The 15,850-nt window shown below is 68.3% G+C and carries 20 protein-coding genes; 17 read left to right on the forward strand and 3 right to left on the reverse strand.

Annotated elements, in window-relative coordinates; genetic code table 11:
- Nucleotides 1-32 precede the first annotated feature (32 nt).
- The 14 genes from ffh (at nucleotide 33) to GR168_RS09925 (ending at nucleotide 9,728) form a co-directional block, all read left to right on the forward strand.
- Nucleotides 33-1,598: a signal recognition particle protein gene (gene ffh, locus GR168_RS09860; RefSeq protein ID WP_068972354.1), complete on the forward strand. Its 1,566-nt coding sequence runs from the start codon at nucleotides 33-35 to the stop codon at nucleotides 1,596-1,598.
- A gap of 26 nt (nucleotides 1,599-1,624) precedes the next feature.
- Nucleotides 1,625-2,695, forward strand: coding sequence for an amidohydrolase family protein (locus tag GR168_RS09865; protein ID WP_068972353.1), 1,071 nt, complete (start codon nucleotides 1,625-1,627; stop codon nucleotides 2,693-2,695).
- Between the two features lie 457 nt (nucleotides 2,696-3,152).
- Nucleotides 3,153-3,590, forward strand: a complete 438-nt coding sequence (rpsP, locus tag GR168_RS09870; RefSeq protein ID WP_058250078.1) for a 30S ribosomal protein S16 — start codon at nucleotides 3,153-3,155, stop codon at nucleotides 3,588-3,590.
- Nucleotides 3,587-3,829, forward strand: coding sequence for an RNA-binding protein (locus GR168_RS09875; protein ID WP_004572301.1), 243 nt, complete (start codon nucleotides 3,587-3,589; stop codon nucleotides 3,827-3,829). Before rpsP ends, GR168_RS09875 begins: the two co-directional genes overlap by 4 nt.
- Nucleotides 3,830-3,855: 26 nt before the next feature.
- On the forward strand, nucleotides 3,856-4,389 hold the full coding sequence (rimM, locus tag GR168_RS09880; protein ID WP_159370629.1) for a ribosome maturation factor RimM: 534 nt from the start codon (nucleotides 3,856-3,858) through the stop codon (nucleotides 4,387-4,389).
- Nucleotides 4,389-5,108, forward strand: a complete 720-nt coding sequence (gene trmD / locus GR168_RS09885) for a tRNA (guanosine(37)-N1)-methyltransferase TrmD (RefSeq protein ID WP_058250080.1) — start codon at nucleotides 4,389-4,391, stop codon at nucleotides 5,106-5,108. The genes rimM and trmD overlap by 1 nt, the downstream gene beginning before the upstream one ends.
- Nucleotides 5,109-5,149: 41 nt before the next feature.
- Nucleotides 5,150-5,494 carry a YbaB/EbfC family nucleoid-associated protein gene (locus tag GR168_RS09890; RefSeq protein ID WP_159370630.1) on the forward strand — a complete coding sequence of 115 codons (345 nt, stop codon included), beginning with the start codon at nucleotides 5,150-5,152 and terminating at the stop codon, nucleotides 5,492-5,494.
- Nucleotides 5,481-5,831 (forward strand): hypothetical protein, encoded by a 351-nt coding sequence (locus tag GR168_RS09895; protein ID WP_065628988.1) that lies wholly within the window; start codon nucleotides 5,481-5,483, stop codon nucleotides 5,829-5,831. Before GR168_RS09890 ends, GR168_RS09895 begins: the two co-directional genes overlap by 14 nt.
- On the forward strand, nucleotides 5,828-6,802 hold the full coding sequence (locus GR168_RS09900; protein ID WP_159370631.1) for a hypothetical protein: 975 nt from the start codon (nucleotides 5,828-5,830) through the stop codon (nucleotides 6,800-6,802). The genes GR168_RS09895 and GR168_RS09900 overlap by 4 nt, the downstream gene beginning before the upstream one ends.
- Before the next feature lie 195 nt (nucleotides 6,803-6,997).
- Nucleotides 6,998-7,339: a 50S ribosomal protein L19 gene (rplS, locus tag GR168_RS09905; RefSeq protein WP_004572295.1), complete on the forward strand. Its 342-nt coding sequence runs from the start codon at nucleotides 6,998-7,000 to the stop codon at nucleotides 7,337-7,339.
- Between the two features lie 18 nt (nucleotides 7,340-7,357).
- Entirely contained in the window at nucleotides 7,358-8,218 is an 861-nt protein-coding gene (gene lepB / locus GR168_RS09910; RefSeq protein ID WP_159370632.1) for a signal peptidase I, read from the forward strand.
- A 7-nt stretch (nucleotides 8,219-8,225) separates the two neighbouring features.
- Entirely contained in the window at nucleotides 8,226-8,915 is a 690-nt protein-coding gene (locus GR168_RS09915; RefSeq protein ID WP_058250085.1) for a ribonuclease HII, read from the forward strand.
- Nucleotides 8,912-9,223 carry a DUF2469 domain-containing protein gene (locus GR168_RS09920; protein ID WP_004572292.1) on the forward strand — a complete coding sequence of 104 codons (312 nt, stop codon included), beginning with the start codon at nucleotides 8,912-8,914 and terminating at the stop codon, nucleotides 9,221-9,223. Before GR168_RS09915 ends, GR168_RS09920 begins: the two co-directional genes overlap by 4 nt.
- A 100-nt stretch (nucleotides 9,224-9,323) precedes the next feature.
- Nucleotides 9,324-9,728 carry a YraN family protein gene (locus GR168_RS09925; RefSeq protein ID WP_058250086.1) on the forward strand — a complete coding sequence of 135 codons (405 nt, stop codon included), beginning with the start codon at nucleotides 9,324-9,326 and terminating at the stop codon, nucleotides 9,726-9,728.
- Nucleotides 9,729-9,737: 9 nt separating this feature from the next.
- Here GR168_RS09925 and GR168_RS09930 read toward each other — a convergent pair whose 3' ends face one another.
- Nucleotides 9,738-11,087, reverse strand: coding sequence for a DUF4185 domain-containing protein (locus GR168_RS09930; protein WP_159370633.1), 1,350 nt, complete (start codon nucleotides 11,085-11,087; stop codon nucleotides 9,738-9,740).
- A 334-nt stretch (nucleotides 11,088-11,421) separates the two neighbouring features.
- On the opposite strand from GR168_RS09930, the gene GR168_RS24245 reads away from it, so the two are divergent.
- The gene (locus tag GR168_RS24245) at nucleotides 11,422-11,808 is read left to right on the forward strand and encodes a GIY-YIG nuclease family protein (protein WP_343213052.1); all 387 of its coding nucleotides are present in this window, start codon (nucleotides 11,422-11,424) and stop codon (nucleotides 11,806-11,808) included.
- On the opposite strand, the gene bluB is transcribed toward GR168_RS24245, so the two are convergent.
- Nucleotides 11,805-12,443 carry a 5,6-dimethylbenzimidazole synthase gene (gene bluB, locus GR168_RS09940; RefSeq protein WP_159370634.1) on the reverse strand — a complete coding sequence of 213 codons (639 nt, stop codon included), beginning with the start codon at nucleotides 12,441-12,443 and terminating at the stop codon, nucleotides 11,805-11,807. The two genes, GR168_RS24245 and bluB, sit on opposite strands and share 4 nt — an antisense overlap.
- 122 nt (nucleotides 12,444-12,565) lie before the next feature.
- Between bluB and GR168_RS09945 the strand changes: the two genes are divergently transcribed.
- Both GR168_RS09945 and dprA read left to right on the forward strand, forming a co-directional pair.
- The gene (locus tag GR168_RS09945; RefSeq protein ID WP_159370635.1) at nucleotides 12,566-14,074 is read left to right on the forward strand and encodes a YifB family Mg chelatase-like AAA ATPase; all 1,509 of its coding nucleotides are present in this window, start codon (nucleotides 12,566-12,568) and stop codon (nucleotides 14,072-14,074) included.
- Nucleotides 14,074-15,216, forward strand: a complete 1,143-nt coding sequence (dprA, locus tag GR168_RS09950; RefSeq protein ID WP_159371886.1) for a DNA-processing protein DprA — start codon at nucleotides 14,074-14,076, stop codon at nucleotides 15,214-15,216. Before GR168_RS09945 ends, dprA begins: the two co-directional genes overlap by 1 nt.
- Nucleotides 15,217-15,218: 2 nt before the next feature.
- Here dprA and GR168_RS09955 read toward each other — a convergent pair whose 3' ends face one another.
- Nucleotides 15,219-15,797: a TetR/AcrR family transcriptional regulator gene (locus GR168_RS09955; RefSeq protein ID WP_159370636.1), complete on the reverse strand. Its 579-nt coding sequence runs from the start codon at nucleotides 15,795-15,797 to the stop codon at nucleotides 15,219-15,221.
- Between the last annotated feature and the right edge of the window lie 53 nt (nucleotides 15,798-15,850).

A 15,850-nucleotide genomic window follows, 5' to 3' on the forward strand; every position in this document is an offset into this window, starting at 1 on the left:
CGTCTCGGGACCCGCATGGAAGGATGGGACCCATGTTCGATTCCCTCTCCGACCGGTTGACCGGTGCCCTGAAGGATCTGCGTGGCAAGGGGCGGCTGTCCGACGCCGACATCGACCGCACCTGTCGCGAGATCCGGCTCGCCCTGCTCGAGGCGGACGTCTCGCTCGCGGTGGTCCGGTCCTTCATCGCCCGGATCAAGGAGCGCGCCAAGGGTGCCGAGGTCTCCGCGGCACTCAACCCGGCGCAGACGGTCGTCAAGATCGTCAACGAGGAACTCATCGGAATCCTCGGCGGGGAGACCCGGCGGGTGCGGTTCGCCAAGAACCCCCCGACCGTCATCATGTTGGCCGGTCTCCAGGGTGCCGGTAAGACGACACTCGCCGGAAAGCTGGGCAACTGGCTCAAGCAGCAGGGTCACACCCCGCTGCTCGTCGCCTGTGACCTGCAGCGTCCGGGCGCGGTCTCCCAGCTGCAGATCGTCGGCGAGCGCGCCGGCGTACCGGTCTTCGCGCCGCATCCGGGCACGAGCGTCGGCGGCGAGGGTGTGCTCGGTGTGACCTCGGGCGATCCGGTCTCGGTCGCGCAGGCCGGTGTCGACGAGGCGCGGAGCAAGCACTACGACGTGGTGGTCATCGACACCGCCGGCCGGCTGGGCATCGACGCCGAACTGATGAAGCAGGCGTCGGACATCCGCGACGCCACGTCGCCCGACGAGGTGCTGTTCGTCGTCGACGCGATGATCGGTCAGGACGCCGTCACCACCGCCGAGGCCTTCCAGGAGGGTGTGGGCTTCACCGGCGTCGTGCTGACCAAGCTCGACGGCGATGCGCGCGGCGGTGCGGCGTTGTCGGTACGCGAGGTGACCGGCCAACCGATCATGTTCGCGTCCTCGGGCGAGAAGCTCGAGGACTTCGACGTCTTCCATCCCGACCGCATGGCCAGCCGCATCCTCGGCATGGGCGACGTGTTGTCGCTCATCGAGCAGGCCGAACAGCACTGGGATGCGCAGCAAGCCGAGGCCGCGGCCGCCAAGATCACCCAGGGCGAGCTGACCCTCGAGGACTTCCTCGAGCAGATGCTGATGATCCGCAAGATGGGCCCCATCGGCAACATCCTGGGGATGTTGCCCGGCGCCGGCCAGATGAAGGACGTGCTGTCGCAGGTCGACGACAAGCAGCTCGACCGCGTGCAGGCGATCATCCGCGGCATGACCCCCGCCGAGCGCGACAACCCGAAGATCATCAACGCCTCACGCCGGATCCGGATCGCCAACGGGTCGGGTGTGACCGTCAGCGAGGTCAACCAGCTCGTCGACCGGTTCTTCGAGGCCCGCAAGATGATGGCGCAGATGTCGGGTCGCATGGGCATGGGCGCGATGAACCGCAAGTCCAACCGCAAGGGCAAGAAGGGCAAGAAGGGCAAGAGCCGCGGCCCCACCCCGCCGAAGGCGGCGCGCGGCGGCTTCCCGGGTATGCCCGGAGGCATGCCGGCCGGGTTCCCGGACCTGTCGAACATGCCGGCCGGTCTCGATCAGCTGCCCCCGGGTCTCGAGGGCATCGACGTGTCGCAGTTCCAGCAGCCCAAGAAGAAGAAATGACGGTGGGTGGCCCGGAACAGGGTGCAATGGCCCGCCACTACCGGGGCACCGATCCGCTCACGTCCGAACCGGTCGAGTTCTGGGTGTCCGACGACACCATCAGCCTCACCGCGGTTCCCGACGCCGAGACGGCAGTCGACGGTGGCTGGATTCTGCCGGGCCTCGTCGACGCCCACAATCATGTGGGGATCGCGCCGGGCCTCGGGGTCGACATCGAGCAGGCCCGTGGGTACGCCTACGCCGATGCGCGCGCAGGCACCCTGCTGATCCGCGAGGTCGGGTCGCCGCTCGACACGCACCCACTCGACGACGACCCCGCTTGCCCGCGCTTCATCCGCTCGGGCAAGCACATCGCCCGGCCCAAGCGGTATCTGCGCGACTACGGCGTCGACCTCGACGATCCGGACGAACTCGCGGCCGAGGTGGCCCGGCAGGCGCAGGCCGGCGACGGCTGGGTGAAGATCGTGGGCGACTGGATCGACCGCGAGGTCGGCGACCTGGCCCCGTTGTGGACCCGTGCACAGATAGAGGCGGCGGTGGCGGTGGCGCACGAGCACGGCGCCCGGATCACCGCCCATGTCTTCGGAACCGATGCTCTCGTCGACCTGATCGGGGCCGGTGTCGATTGCATCGAGCATGGCACCGGGCTGACTCCCGATCTAGTCGACCAGCTCGTCGACCGCTCGATCGCGTTGGTGCCCACCCTGATCCAGGTCGAGAACTTTCCCGGGATCGCCGACGGAGCCGAACGCTTCCCGACCTACGCCGCGCACATGCGCGCCCTGCATGCGGGCGCCCCGGCGGTGTTCGCCGCCGCGCGTGAGGCCGGTGTCCAGATCTTCGCCGGGACCGACGCGGGCGGATTCGTCGAGCACGGACGCATCGTCGACGAGATCGAGGCGCTCTCGGACGTGGGCCTGGGCCCGGCGGGTGCGATCGCGGCGGCGTCGACGAATGCGCGCGCCTGGCTGGGCGCCGACCTCCTGGAGGACGGGCACCGCGCCGACTTCGTCGTGTACGCGGACAACCCGTGCGACGACCTGGGCACGTTGCGACACCCGGTGGCAGTGGTCTCGTCTGGTCGCCACCTCGTGTGAGCAAAGCCACACGGTAGTGGCTGGTTGCCTTCCTTACCGCCGCGTAACGTAGCAACGGCGTTGCAACGGTTCGGCCAGGACGAACCGGATCAGTCCACCTCGGATCCGCGGCCCGGATCCGAGAGCGCGGGCCCGTCGGAGCCGGGGGTCGAGGGAGGCTCCGGCGGTGTCGCGCATCAGGAGGCGGATGAGCCGACACCGACAGAGTGACGGAAGTGACGTTCGGCATGTGGTCGTCCTCGCGGGGTGGGTGACCACATGCCGGTCCATCGGCTGTTCCTTCTGCAGGCCGATCACCGGATTCGGTACTCACCGCCCGGTCTGGCACAATGATTCGCTGGTTCGTCGGATCCGGTCACGGCCGCCCGACGGTCACACCACTACAGACGCAAAACCGGGTCCGCCACTCCGGGCGGATTGCTGAATTGCGCAGTGACCACACGAAAGAGATGTAGACATGGCTGTCAAGATCAAGCTCACGCGGCTCGGCAAGATCCGCAACCCGCAGTACCGCATCGTCGTCGCCGACGCCCGCACCCGCCGCAACGGCCGGGTCATCGAGACCATCGGCAAGTACCACCCCAAGGAAGAGCCCTCGCTGATCGAGGTCGACTCCGAGCGCGCGCAGTACTGGCTGGGCGTCGGTGCGCAGCCGACCGAGCCCGTGGCCGCGATCCTCAAGGTGACCGGTGACTGGCAGAAGTTCAAGGGCCTGCCGGGCGCCGAGGGCACCCTGAAGACCGCCGAGCCCAAGCCGTCGAAGCTCGACCTGTTCAACGCCGCGCTCGCCGCCGCCGACAACGAGCCGGTCGCCGCCGCGACCACCCCCAAGAAGAAGGCCGCCAAGAAGGACGACGAGGCTGCCGAGGCTCCCGCCGCCGAGGGTGACGCGTGAGCGCAGTCGTCGCCGACGCGGTCGAGCACCTGGTCCGCGGAATCGTCTCCAACCCCGATGACGTCCGGGTCGACCTCGTCACCGGCCGTCGCGGCCGGCTCGTCGAGGTTCACGTGAACCCCGACGACCTCGGCAAGGTGATCGGTCGCAACGGTCGTACCGCCACCGCGCTGCGCACCCTGGTCTCCGGGATCGGCGGCCGCGGGATGCGCGTCGACATCGTCGACACCGACCGCTGACCGCGAACCCGAACACCGAGCGCATCGTGGATCTCGTCGTAGGCCGTGTGGTCAAGTCACACGGAATCCGTGGTGAGGTCGTCGTGGACGTCCGCACCGACGAGCCCGAGATGCGTTTCGCCCCGAACTCGGTGCTGCGTGGCCGTCTGCCGCGCGGTGCCGGGGAACGGGATTTCACCGTCACAGCCGCCCGGGATCATTCCGGGCGGCTGTTGGTGTCCCTGGCCGGCATCGCGGACCGGGATTCCGCCGACGCCCTGCGCGGCACCCTGTTCCTCATCGACAGTTCGCAGGTGGAGCCTTCCGACGACCCGGACGAGTTCTACGACCACGAACTCGAGGGCGTGCCCGTACAACTCACCGACGGCTCCGCGGTCGGCGTCGTCGAATCGGTCCTGCATCTGCCCGGCGGCGAGTTGCTGTCGGTACGCACCACCGGCGACCGTGAGGTGCTGGTGCCGTTCGTGCGCGAGATCGTGCCGAGCGTCGGTCGCGAGCTGATCGTGATCGACCCCCCGGAGGGGCTGCTGGATCCGGATTCGCTCGACGAGGCGCCGTGATGCGTCTCGACGTCGTGTCGATCTTCCCCGAGTACCTCGATCCGCTCCGAGTTGCTTTGCTGGGCAAGGCGATCGACGCCGGACGGATCAGCGTGGCGGTCCACGACCTACGCAACTGGACGCACGACGTCCATCGCAGCGTGGACGACTCGCCGTACGGCGGCGGGCCCGGCATGGTGATGAAACCCGACGTCTGGGGGCCGTGCCTCGATGAGGTGTGCCCCGACGACGCGCTGCTGATCGTGCCGACCCCCGCCGGTGTGCCGTTCACCCAGGAGACCGCGCGTCGCTGGAGCACCGAGCCGCATCTGGTGTTCGCCTGCGGCCGGTATGAGGGTATCGACCAGCGTGTCTTCGACGACGCGGCCCGACGGGTGCGCGTCGAAGAGGTCTCCCTCGGCGACTTCGTCCTCATCGGGGGAGAGGTCGCGGTCATGGCCATGATCGAGGCGACCGTCCGGCTGCTCGACGGCGTACTCGGCAATCCCCGCTCGCATCAGGAGGATTCGTTCTCCGACGGGCTGCTCGAAGGTCCGAGTTACACGCGGCCGGTGTCCTGGCGCGGTCTGGACGTCCCGCCCGTACTCCTCAGTGGCGACCATGCGAAGGTGGCACGCTGGCGTACCGAACAGGCCCTCGAGCGGACGCGCGCGCGCCGGCCTGATCTCCTCCCGGACCCTGTGGACTCCTCCGCGGACCATCCGGGCGATACCGACTAGGATTCGGCAGAGGTTCGACTCGGACGGGGGTCCAGCAGACGATGCAGGGGTATTCGGCCATGGTCGAGGAACTCGACCGGCAACGCACCGAACTCGAACGGGTCCGGAAGTCGTTGTCGCAGCTGACCTCCCGGGCGACCAGTCACGACCGGCTCGTCGCGGTGACGGTCGACGCGCGCGGCCGTGCGGTGGACATCATGATCGAACCCTCCGCAATGCGTCGATACCGCGCGGATCAACTGTCCGCCCTGCTGACCACGCTGATCGCCGAGGCGGACACCGCGCTGCGCACCAGATCCGCCGACATCCTCTCCGGCGCAACGGATCTGCCGATCGACTACGCCGACGCCCGCCTCGACAGTGTGGTCGCCGATGACCGACCCTGACCTCTCGCCGGCGGCCGACGCCGGTCCCCGGGTCGCCGCCGACCCCGGTGCCGCCGCCGTCGTGGCGACGCGACTGCAGGCAGCGGCGGCGGAACTCACGGCGATACAGACCGAGCTCGCCGCCCTGCTCATCGACGTCGACATGGCAGTAGGCACCGGGAAATCGGCGGGTGCGTTCCGGGCGGGGTTCTCGCCGGCGGCCGCGGCGTCGACGGATCGTCTGCACGACGTCGGGAACCGTCTCGGACAACGCCGCCGCGCCCTCGTCGCCGGCATCGACGACCTCCTCGACCGAGATGCCGAGGCCTCGGCGCGTATCGGCCGGGCCGACGCATGACGGCGCGTGGCGAGGCCGAGCGGATCGCCGAGGAACTGGCCCCGGGGGTGTGGCCGACCGCCGACGCGGCGGCACTGAGCGACTCGGCACAGCGCGTGCGGGCACTCGCCGAGAGGGTGGCCGGCCTCGCCGAGGCGGTGTCGTCGGTGACCGACTCGTACGCGACGGGGGACTCGACCGCGGGCGGGTTCCACGATGCCGTCGTCGACGGGCTCGGACAGATCGCCGGTGCCGATCTGCCCGGAGCGGCGGAACGGCTGCGCGCGCTCGGGACGTCGCTGGACGCGTATGCCCGGACGGTGATCGACACGCAGCAGCAGATGTCGGTGGTCGCACTGATCGCCGACCGCGACATCCGGCGGGCCGAGGTGAACGCCGCGATCGGTGACGACACGTGGCGGGTCGAGGCCGCGAGCACCGGCCGGATGGCCCTCACCGCGGCGGGGGATGATCACACCGAACGGTCGGGTGAGGCCGGGCAGAGCGCCGCTGCACCCGCGGCGACGAGCGGGATGATGCCGATGATGCCGCTCGGGGCACTGGGTGCGGCGGGTGCGATGGCTGCCGGTCTCGGGGGTCTGGCCGGCGCGCGGGCTCGCGCCGACCGCGACGTGATCGGCGCGAACGACCTGACCTGGTTGCGGGGGCGAGCCGAGCGACTGCAGACCACGGTTCCGGCATCGATCGCCGGCTGGTTCCGGACGGCAGTGGGCGTCGGGATCGGCCCGCGGGGAGCCCGGGTGGTCGTCGTCGGGACCAACGACCCGCAGCCCTATCAGCGAGCGGGGGTGGAACTCGCCGACGACGAGGCACTCACCGCCAACGGCCGGGCGCCCGAACTCGCGATCCTCGACCACATGGTGCATGCCGGTGTGACGCCGAGAGCGATCGCCGCGGCGACGCCGATGGAGCCCGCCACCATCTCGGCATTGCAGGCCGACGACGTCGTGATCGTGGCGCCACGGACGTAGTGGCTCGGCGATTTCGTCGGCCCGGGGTGTCTCTGGCACAATAGTCGGGTTGCCTGCCGACGATGCCCCGTGTCCGGGGCTGTCTCTCCGAGACCGCCGGTTGCGACGCCAACGACTCGGAGCACGAACCGGTCGAGCCCACGGGCCGCCAGGTTCCTCTGCTCAACGTTCTCCGCCAGACAAGGACCACGACACATGAACACGCTCGACTTCCTCGACAAGCAGTCCCTCCGCGACGACGTGCCGGACTTCGGCCCCGGTGACACCCTCGACGTCCACGTCAAGGTCATCGAGGGCAGCAAGGAGCGCGTGCAGGTGTTCAAGGGCGTCGTCATCCGTCGTCAGGGCGGCGGCGTGCGCGAGACCTTCACCGTCCGCAAGGTGTCCTTCGGCGTCGGCGTCGAGCGCACCTTCCCGGTGCACAGCCCGAACATCGCCAAGATCGACGTCCTCACCCGCGGTGACGTCCGTCGCGCCAAGCTCTACTACCTGCGCGATCTGCGCGGCAAGGCAGCCAAGATCAAGGAAAAGCGCTGACGCGTCTAACCTGACGAGGTGGCCGACACACAGCGACCCCACGATGCCCCCGACGACGACCGCGCCGACGACGCCAAGCGTCCGTGGAGGTTGAAGACCGACCCGGCCGAATCCGATGCCGACGATCGCGGCAAGCGCAAGTCCGGCTCGGGTTCTCTCCTGCGCGAAGTCGTCATCATCGTGGGGTGCGTCCTTCTCCTCACCTGGGTGCTGCAGACCTTCATCGGTCGGCAGTACGTCATCCCGTCGGAGTCGATGGAGTCCACCCTCATCGGGTGCGACGGCTGCACCAACGACCGCATCGTGATCGACAAGCTCACGTACCGGTTCGGTGATCCGCAACCCGGCGACGTCGTCGTCTTCAAGGGCCCGTCGGAGTCGTGGAACGGCGCCTGGGTGTCGCCCCGATCGACGAACCCGATGATGCACAAGGCGCAGGATGCGCTGTCGTGGTTCGGGTTCGCGCCTCCGGACGAGAACAACCTCGTGAAGCGGGTCATCGCGACCGGCGGTCAGACGGTCGAATGTCGCAACGACGAGGGCGTCGGTGTGAAGGTCAACGGTCGCCCGTTGCGCGAGCCCTACATCGACATGAAGCTCCAGGAGGAGACGGTCGCGTCGTTCGGGCCCGGTGTCGCCGGGCCGGGTGACCAGGTACCTCCGTGTCTCGGGCCGGATTTCGGTCCGATCACCGTGCCCGAGGGCAATGTGTGGGTCATGGGTGACAACCGACTGAACTCGCAGGACTCGCGTTACCACGTCGAGGACCAGTACCAGGGCACCGTCCCGGTCAGCGATATCCGCGGCAAGGTCCGGTTCATCATCTACCCCTTCTCGCGGATCGGTGGTGTCGGTTCGTTCAATCCGCAGCAGGGGTGAGACAGCTGTGACGACTCGATGGCCACCCCGCTCACCCGTCCGCCGTGCCGCGGGCCTGCGGACGTTCGAATTCGCCCTGCACCGGCAGGGTCTGGGGCCCGTGGCGGGGGTCGACGAAGCCGGCCGCGGAGCGTGCGCGGGCCCGCTGGTCGTGGCGGCCTGCGTCTTGAAGCCGACGCAGCTCGTCTCCCTCGCCGACCTCGACGACTCGAAACGTCTGACCGAGCGCACCCGCGAGGAGCTGTACCGCTCGGTGACGCGCTACGCGCAGAGCTGGAGTGCGGTGATCATCGAAGCCGCCGAGATCGATCGCATCGGCATCCACGTCGCGAACATCGAGGGCATGCGCCGGGCGGTGGCCGCCCTCGACGTGAAACCGGGGTACGTGCTGTCCGACGGTTTCGCGGTGCCGGGACTGACGGCCCCGTCCCTGCCGGTGATCGGGGGAGACGGGGCGGCCGCGTGCATCGCCGCCGCCAGCATCATCGCCAAGGTCACCCGAGATCGCATCATGGTCGCCATGGACGACGACCTGCCCGGGTACGACTTCGCCATCCACAAGGGCTACAGCACGGCGTTGCACATGTCGCGCATCGACGCCGCCGGCCCCTCACCACAACACCGCATGTCGTACCGTAATGTCGCGGCACGTGTGGTCACCAGCGCAAACGACAACAGGGATAGGCTGACAGGATGAGTGCTGAGGATCTCGAGAAGTACGAAACCGAGATGGAACTCTCTCTGTACCGCGAGTACAAGGACATCGTCGGGCAGTTCACCTACGTGGTGGAGACCGAGCGGCGCTTCTATCTCGCCAACGCGGTCGAGATGATCCCGCGCAACACCGACGGCGAGGTCTACTTCGAACTCCGCATGAGCGATGCCTGGGTGTGGGACATGTACCGCCCGGCGCGGTTCGTCAAGCAGGTCCGCGTGATCACGTTCAAGGACGTCAACATCGAGGAACTCGAGAAGTCGGAACTCCGCCTGCCCGACGAGCCCTGACCACGCGCAATCTGTTGACAACGCCCTGATCGTTCACAGATCAGGGCGTTGCTCGCTTTCGGACGGTCGGCGAAACCGGTTCTGCGCGAATCTGATCGGCATGAGTGCACAAGCGCGCGACCATCCTCGCCCCGATCGCCGCGGTCATATCGGCCGGCTCGGTGAGGACGTGGCCGCGGATTACGCGATATCGCTGGGCTGGACTGTCCTGGAGCGCAATTGGCGTACCCGCTATGGCGAACTGGATCTGGTGGCCGCGGATGGGTCGGTCCTGGTGATCGTCGAGGTCAAGACCCGCGCGAGCCGCACGTACGACGATCCGGTCATGGCGGTCACGCCGACGAAGCTCGCCCGGATGCGCCGACTCGCCGGTATGTGGCTGGCGGCGCAGGACCGGCGATGGTCGCAGATCCGGTTCGACGTCGTCAGCGTGCGCCTCGACCAGGCCGCTCCCGACGATCTGGCTCGTGCGCAGGTGCGGCATCACCAGGGTGTGCACGTGTGAGCCCGGATGTCACAGCTTGCTCAGATCGGTCCGGATCAGCATCACGTTGTAATCGCTCCACCGCGACGCGTTGAAGTAGAGCTCCTTCGAATCACCCTGCAGCGCGGGGGAGTTGGGGAGCATCATCGGTCCGTAGACGACGAGCGCACCTCGGGGCACGATGGTCTTCGGTGCACTCCACGGCCCTTCGGGATGATCGGCGGTGCGCAGCGTGATGTCGTTGTCGCCATCGAGCATGACGTATTTCTCGAGGTACGGGCTCCAGGCGACCGAGAGTTCGGTGACCGGTTGTCGGACGACGACCGCCGAACCGTCGTCGGGGATCGCGGCGATGTCGTCCACCCAGCCGCGACTCTTCCCGGCCCAGTACTCGTACGCGTCGAGGTCGAGGATGTCCGTGGGTTTGAACCGCGCGAGGAAGGCGGCGCCGAATCGTCCGTTCGGGGTGCCGAACTGGTAGACGTACTCCGCTTCGGGTGTCCCGGGCCAGCCGCGGACGTACGCGTTCTGCTGGAACTTGCCGTTGTTGAACTCGATCGGCCGGAACTCGCCGGGCAGTCGGAGCGAGACCGGAGCATTGATGAGGATCGTGTCCTGATCGGTGACCCAGGTCTGGCCGTTGTCGTCGGAATGGGCGATCGCCGAGAAGTTGGTGACCCAGTTGCCCGGCGAACCCCACGAGCGGACCGACATGTAGTTGATGTACTGGCGGAAGCCGTCGCCGTGCGGGAGAGAGATGGCCGCCGTCGGGATGGTGGTGACCTCGACATTAGAGATGCCGAGGGACGGGATCAGTTCCTGCGCGTAGTTCGGTTGACCGGGCGCGATCACCGAACCCGACGTCACGTCGCCGACGCGACCGGCCGGGACGGAGAGTCCGTTCGCGAGGTTGTCGTCGTCGGTGCGGAGCAGCACGTTGTGCCGCCACTGCTGTCCCGGCGCGTTGCAGTTGCCGAAGGTGTCTCCGAAGGCCATCAGCGTCTGGCCGCGGCCGTTGTCCCAGGAGACGCCGAGATCGGTGCCGCCGATACCGAACCGGCTGAATGTGCGGTTGGCGCTGAGCGGTCCCGTCACCCACCCGACGGTGCGGGATTTGGAACCGACATAGGGGATCAACGGCCGCTGCGGTCCCGGGTTCGGAATGCTCGAGCTGCCTGACGAGCCCTCCGACCCGCTGGAGCCACTCGAGCCGCTGGAACCGCTGGACCCGAAACCCAGGAAGCTCGAGCCCGTGCTCGCGTTGCCGCACGGCGCGGCGTGCGCGACGCCGGCACCGGTCGTCAGCGCGACCGCGGTGCCGCTGAAGGCGATGACCCCGGCGAGGGCCAGTCGGACACTCGTGGTGAGACGGCTCGACACGCGCGTCCTCCAGTTACTCTTGCGATAGAAGTGATTGACGTGACTATTGTTACTGGAGTTACATGCGGATCGCGCGGTCCGCGGGGTCACGATCTGGTGTCGAGGGGCGTTCGTCCGCAGGATGGGAGCATGTTGGGACCCTCCGATTCGGCAGGTACGAACGTCCTTGTCGGCCAACTTCTCGGTGCGCCGATGTATGACCGCGGCGAGGTCCTCCATGCCGGTTCTGTGGTCCCTGCGTCGCCAGGCGTATATGGCTGGTGGTTCCAACGCCCGCCCTCCCACCTCATGGACGTGTCGTACTGCCGGAGCCGAGATGGCATGACACTCCCATATGTCGGCATCAGCCCCAGGAGACCCTCCGCGTCGGGCGGTCAGTCGGCAGAATCTCCGTCGTCGGCTGCGAACGCACTACCGAGGACGAGCGTCGACGTCGACTCCGCGCCTCAGTCTCGGTGTTCTCCTGGCTGATGAGCTCGGCATCCAGCTCGCCCTACACGGGACGAAAAGGCATTTCGGCGTCGGCGAGCCGGTCCTCAGTGAGTGGATGGGTGACAACACCCGGGTCTCGTGGTTGGCAGTCGACGAACCTTGGCTGGTCGAGGAAGCACTGATCCGCCAGCTGGATGTGCCGCTGAATCTAGAAGGTAACTCGCACAACCCCTTTTACCGCGACCTCAAGCTGGCCCGGGCTCGGGCTGCAGCTTCGGCGACGTCCTAGCGCACGAAGAACCGCTTCTCGGACCTCGTCCGTGATTGCCAGCCGACACGTTCGAGTTCCGGTGTCTCCGAGTCGTGCGCGGGGTAGCCGATACACAGGTAGGCGACAAGCTTCCAGGCCGGCGGTACCGCAAGTGCCTCGGAAACCTCCTCGGGTTCGAGGATGGACACCCACCCCACCCCGACGCCTCGGGCCCGCGCCGCCAGCCAGAGTGTGGAGATCGCGGTGACGACCGAATACTCCAGCGTCTCGGGCACTGTCTGTCGGCCGAGTCCCCGGCCCTGCTCGACACCGGGTTCGCAGAACACGGCGAGGTGGACGGGAGCGTCGTCGAGACCGGCGAGCTTGAGCGACGAATACAGCTGTGCGCGTTCGCCCGTATAACCGTCCAGCGCGTCGGCGTTGCAGCGAGTGAAGCTGTCGCGCACCGATTGCCGGGCTTCGGCGGACCGGACCTCGACCCAGCGCCACGGTTGGCTGTTGCCCACAGACGGAGCCAGTTCGGCTGCGTCGAGGATGTCGGGGAGCACGTGGGGTTCGAGTGGTTCGCGGCGGAAGCAACGGACGTCGCGTCGCCATCGGAGTAGTCGGTCGAGATCGCCGACGAACGCATCGTCGAATGTTCCGTCGTCCATCGGTTGTCGAGCCTAGTCGGGCTGCTGTGAACGGTGGTGCACAACCGCGAGGTCATCCACAGATCGGCTGTGTGAGTGGTTCGGCGCCGCGCGCCACGCGTGTTCCCGGCGAGACTGTGCCCATGTTGGGGCAAACACAGGCGGTGGGGCTCAATGCCTTTGTCGCGCAGGTCGTCGACGTGCAGGCGAGTGTGAGTTCGGGTCTGCCGGGGTTCGCGGTGACGGGTAATCCGGATTCGTCGGTTCGGGAGGCGCGGGATCGGGTGCGGGCTGCGATCAAGAACTCCGGGTTCAGTTTTCCCGAGTTGAAGGTGACGGTGGCGTTGTCGCCGGCGGACATGCCGAAGATCGGTCCGGGGTTCGATCTGTCGATGGCCGTGTCCATTCTGGCTGCCACGCAACAGGTGTCGGCGGAGAAGTTGTCGTCGACGGTTTTTCTGGGCGAGCTCGGTCTGGATGGCACCGTGCGGCCGATCCGCGGGGTGTTGCCGGCGGTGATCGCGGCGCGGCAGGAGGGGTATCGACGGGCGGTGGTGCCGATCGAGACCGTCGCCGAGGCGGCGCTCGTCGAGGGGATGGACGTCGGTGGAGCGAGCAGTCTGAAAGAGGTGACGCAGTGGCTGGCGGGTGACAACGTGCTCGACACGGTGCATGCGGCGGCGACGACGCACGCGCCGCCGGTTCCCGACATGGCCGACGTGGTCGGGCAGCACGAGGCCCGGCACGCGCTGGAGATCGCCGCCGCGGGAGCTCATCACGTCCTGATGACCGGATCGCCGGGGATCGGCAAGACGATGCTCGCGCGGCGGCTGCCGGGCATTCTGCCGTCGCTGGGTCTGGAGGACTCGTTGGAGGTGACGGCGATCCATTCCCTGGTGGGGGAGTTGTCGCCCGGACGTCCGCTGATCACCGAACCGCCGTTCGTCGCCCCGCACCACAGCTCATCGATCACAGCCCTGCTCGGTGGCGGTACCGGTTTCGCCCGGCCGGGCGCGGCGTCCAAGGCGCATCGAGGAGTGCTGTTCCTCGACGAGTGCGCCGAGATGAGTGTCAAGTCGCTCGAATCCCTGCGGGAACCCCTCGAGGACGGCGAGGTCCGGGTGCCCCGGCGTGACGGCATGGCGGTCTATCCCGCGCGCTTTCAGCTGATCCTCGCGGCGAACCCGTGTCCGTGCGCGCCCGCCCACGACGTCGACTGCGTCTGCACGGCCGTCGTGCGGCGGCGCTATCTGGGCAAGCTGTCCGGACCGCTGCTGGACCGCGTGGACATCCGCGTGCGGATGGACCCACCGGGCAACACCGCGCTGATGAGCGGTGCCGGGGAGTCGAGTGCCGACGTCCGCGCCCGCGTCACCGCCGCACGCGCCACCGCGATCGAGCGGTGGTCGGAATTCGGGTGGCGCACCAATGCCGAGGTTCCCGGGTCCGCGCTGCGGCAGCGGTTCCGGCTGCCGCCCGACGTGCTGCGGCCCATCGAACTGTTCCTCCGAGACGGCCGCGTGACCGCCCGCGGTGCCGATCGCGCTCTGCGGCTGGCATGGACCCTCAGCGATCTGAGCGGGTCCGGGCGTCCCGTCGAAGACGATGTCGCACAAGCACTTCTGTACCGAGACCGAGGAGCGACCTGGTGATCTCCGCCCATCCGTCGGAACCCCGGTCGCCGGAATCCATCGCCTGGGCCTATCTGGCGCGGGTCGCCGAACCGCCGTGCGCCGCGGTCATCGCGCTCGTCGACGACATCGGTCCGGTCGAGGCGGCCGCGGCGATCCGCCGACGCACCGTGCCCGGCGGCCACGAGGCGGTGCTCGCCGCCACTGATGCCCGGAGCGAATCCGACTGTGCGATCGATGATCTGGACACCGCCGAGCGGATCGGTGCGCGCCTGGTGACCCGTGCCGATCCGGAGTGGCCGGCCTGGTCGCTGCTGGCGCTGGGGCAGGCCGACACGGCCGCTCGTGGAGGTGAACCGCTCGCCCTGTGGGTGCGCGGTCCGGCCCGGCTCGACGACCTCGCCGCTGCGTCGGTCGCGTTGATCGGGTCCCGTGCCGCGTCGTCGTACGGCGAACACGTCACGCAGACGCTCGCGTCGGGGTTGTCGGCCCAGGGTTTCGCGGTGCTGTCCGGCGGGGCGTTCGGCATCGACGGCGCCGCTCACCGCGCGGTCGTCGCGGCGGGCGGGGTGACCGCGGCGGTGATGGCGTGTGGGATCGACCGCGACTATCCGGCGTCACACTCGTCGCTGCTGACCGCGATCGCGCGTACGGGCGCGGTGATCAGCGAGTACCCGCCCGGGACGACAGCGGCGAAACATCGATTTCTCACCCGGAACCGACTGGTCGCCGCGATGAGCGGCGCGACCGTGGTCATCGAGGCCGGGCGACGGTCCGGCGCGGCGAACACTGCGGCATGGGCGCGCAAGCTCGGCCGGCCGCTGGGAGCCGTTCCCGGTCCCGTCACCTCGGCGACCTCGGTGGGATGCCACCGGATGATCGCCGACGAGCTCGCCGTGCTGGTGTCCGACGTCGCGTCGGTGGTCAACCTGGTACGACCCGACGGTGGGGGCGACATCGGCCGCGGCCGCGCGAAACCGACCGACGCGCTCGACGCCGAGCAACTACGGGTCCACGACGCCATTCCCGGCCGCGGTGGAGTGGGGATCGACGAGATCGCGTTCGCCGCCGGCCTCGACATCGGAACCGTCCGCGCGGCGCTCGCGCACCTCGACATCAAGGGGTACGTGCAGAACGTGGACGGACGATGGCGGCTGGCGTGACCTCAGCGGCGGGTGAGGACGTCGATGATGACATGCAGATCCTCGACCGTCGCCTCGTTCAGACGGCCATGAGCGTGGACATAACCGATTCCCGCGTACAGGAGCGTCGTCGCGCGTGCGTGCGCCTCGGCCTCCGAGAACCCGAGTTCGCGCATGGCCGAGATCGCGATCGAGAAGATCCGGCAGTCGAGTGCATCGACGGAGTTCGCGATCGACTCGTCCGTCTGGGCCCAGCGGCGCAGGGCGGACTCCATCGCCCAGCGGCGAGGGTCCGACAGCAGGCGCGCCATCCCCTCGACCCGTTCGACCGGTGGTAGGGCTTCCAGTGCCTCGATCCGGTCGGCCGCCGCCGACTGTGCCCGTCGGCAGTGTTCGGCGAGCGCGGTCTTCAGCGCCCCGATGTCGGTGAAGTGCCAGTAGAAGCTGCCCTTGGTCACACCGAGGCGCGCACTGAGGCGCGAGATCTTGAGGGCGTCGATCCCGTCGTCGACCAGGATCTGGGTCGCGGCCTCCAGCCAGTCGTCCACACTGAGCCGCGAGCCGCGGCGCGGGGTGGACTGGTCCACGGGCTGATCCGGCATGGAGTCACCTCTGGTCGGGTCTCGCGACGTCTGACTTTAGGAATGGCAAAGTC

Origin of the sequence: Gordonia sp. JH63 (assembly GCF_009856645.1) — a bacterium.
Lineage (GTDB): Bacteria > Actinomycetota > Actinomycetes > Mycobacteriales > Mycobacteriaceae > Gordonia > Gordonia hongkongensis.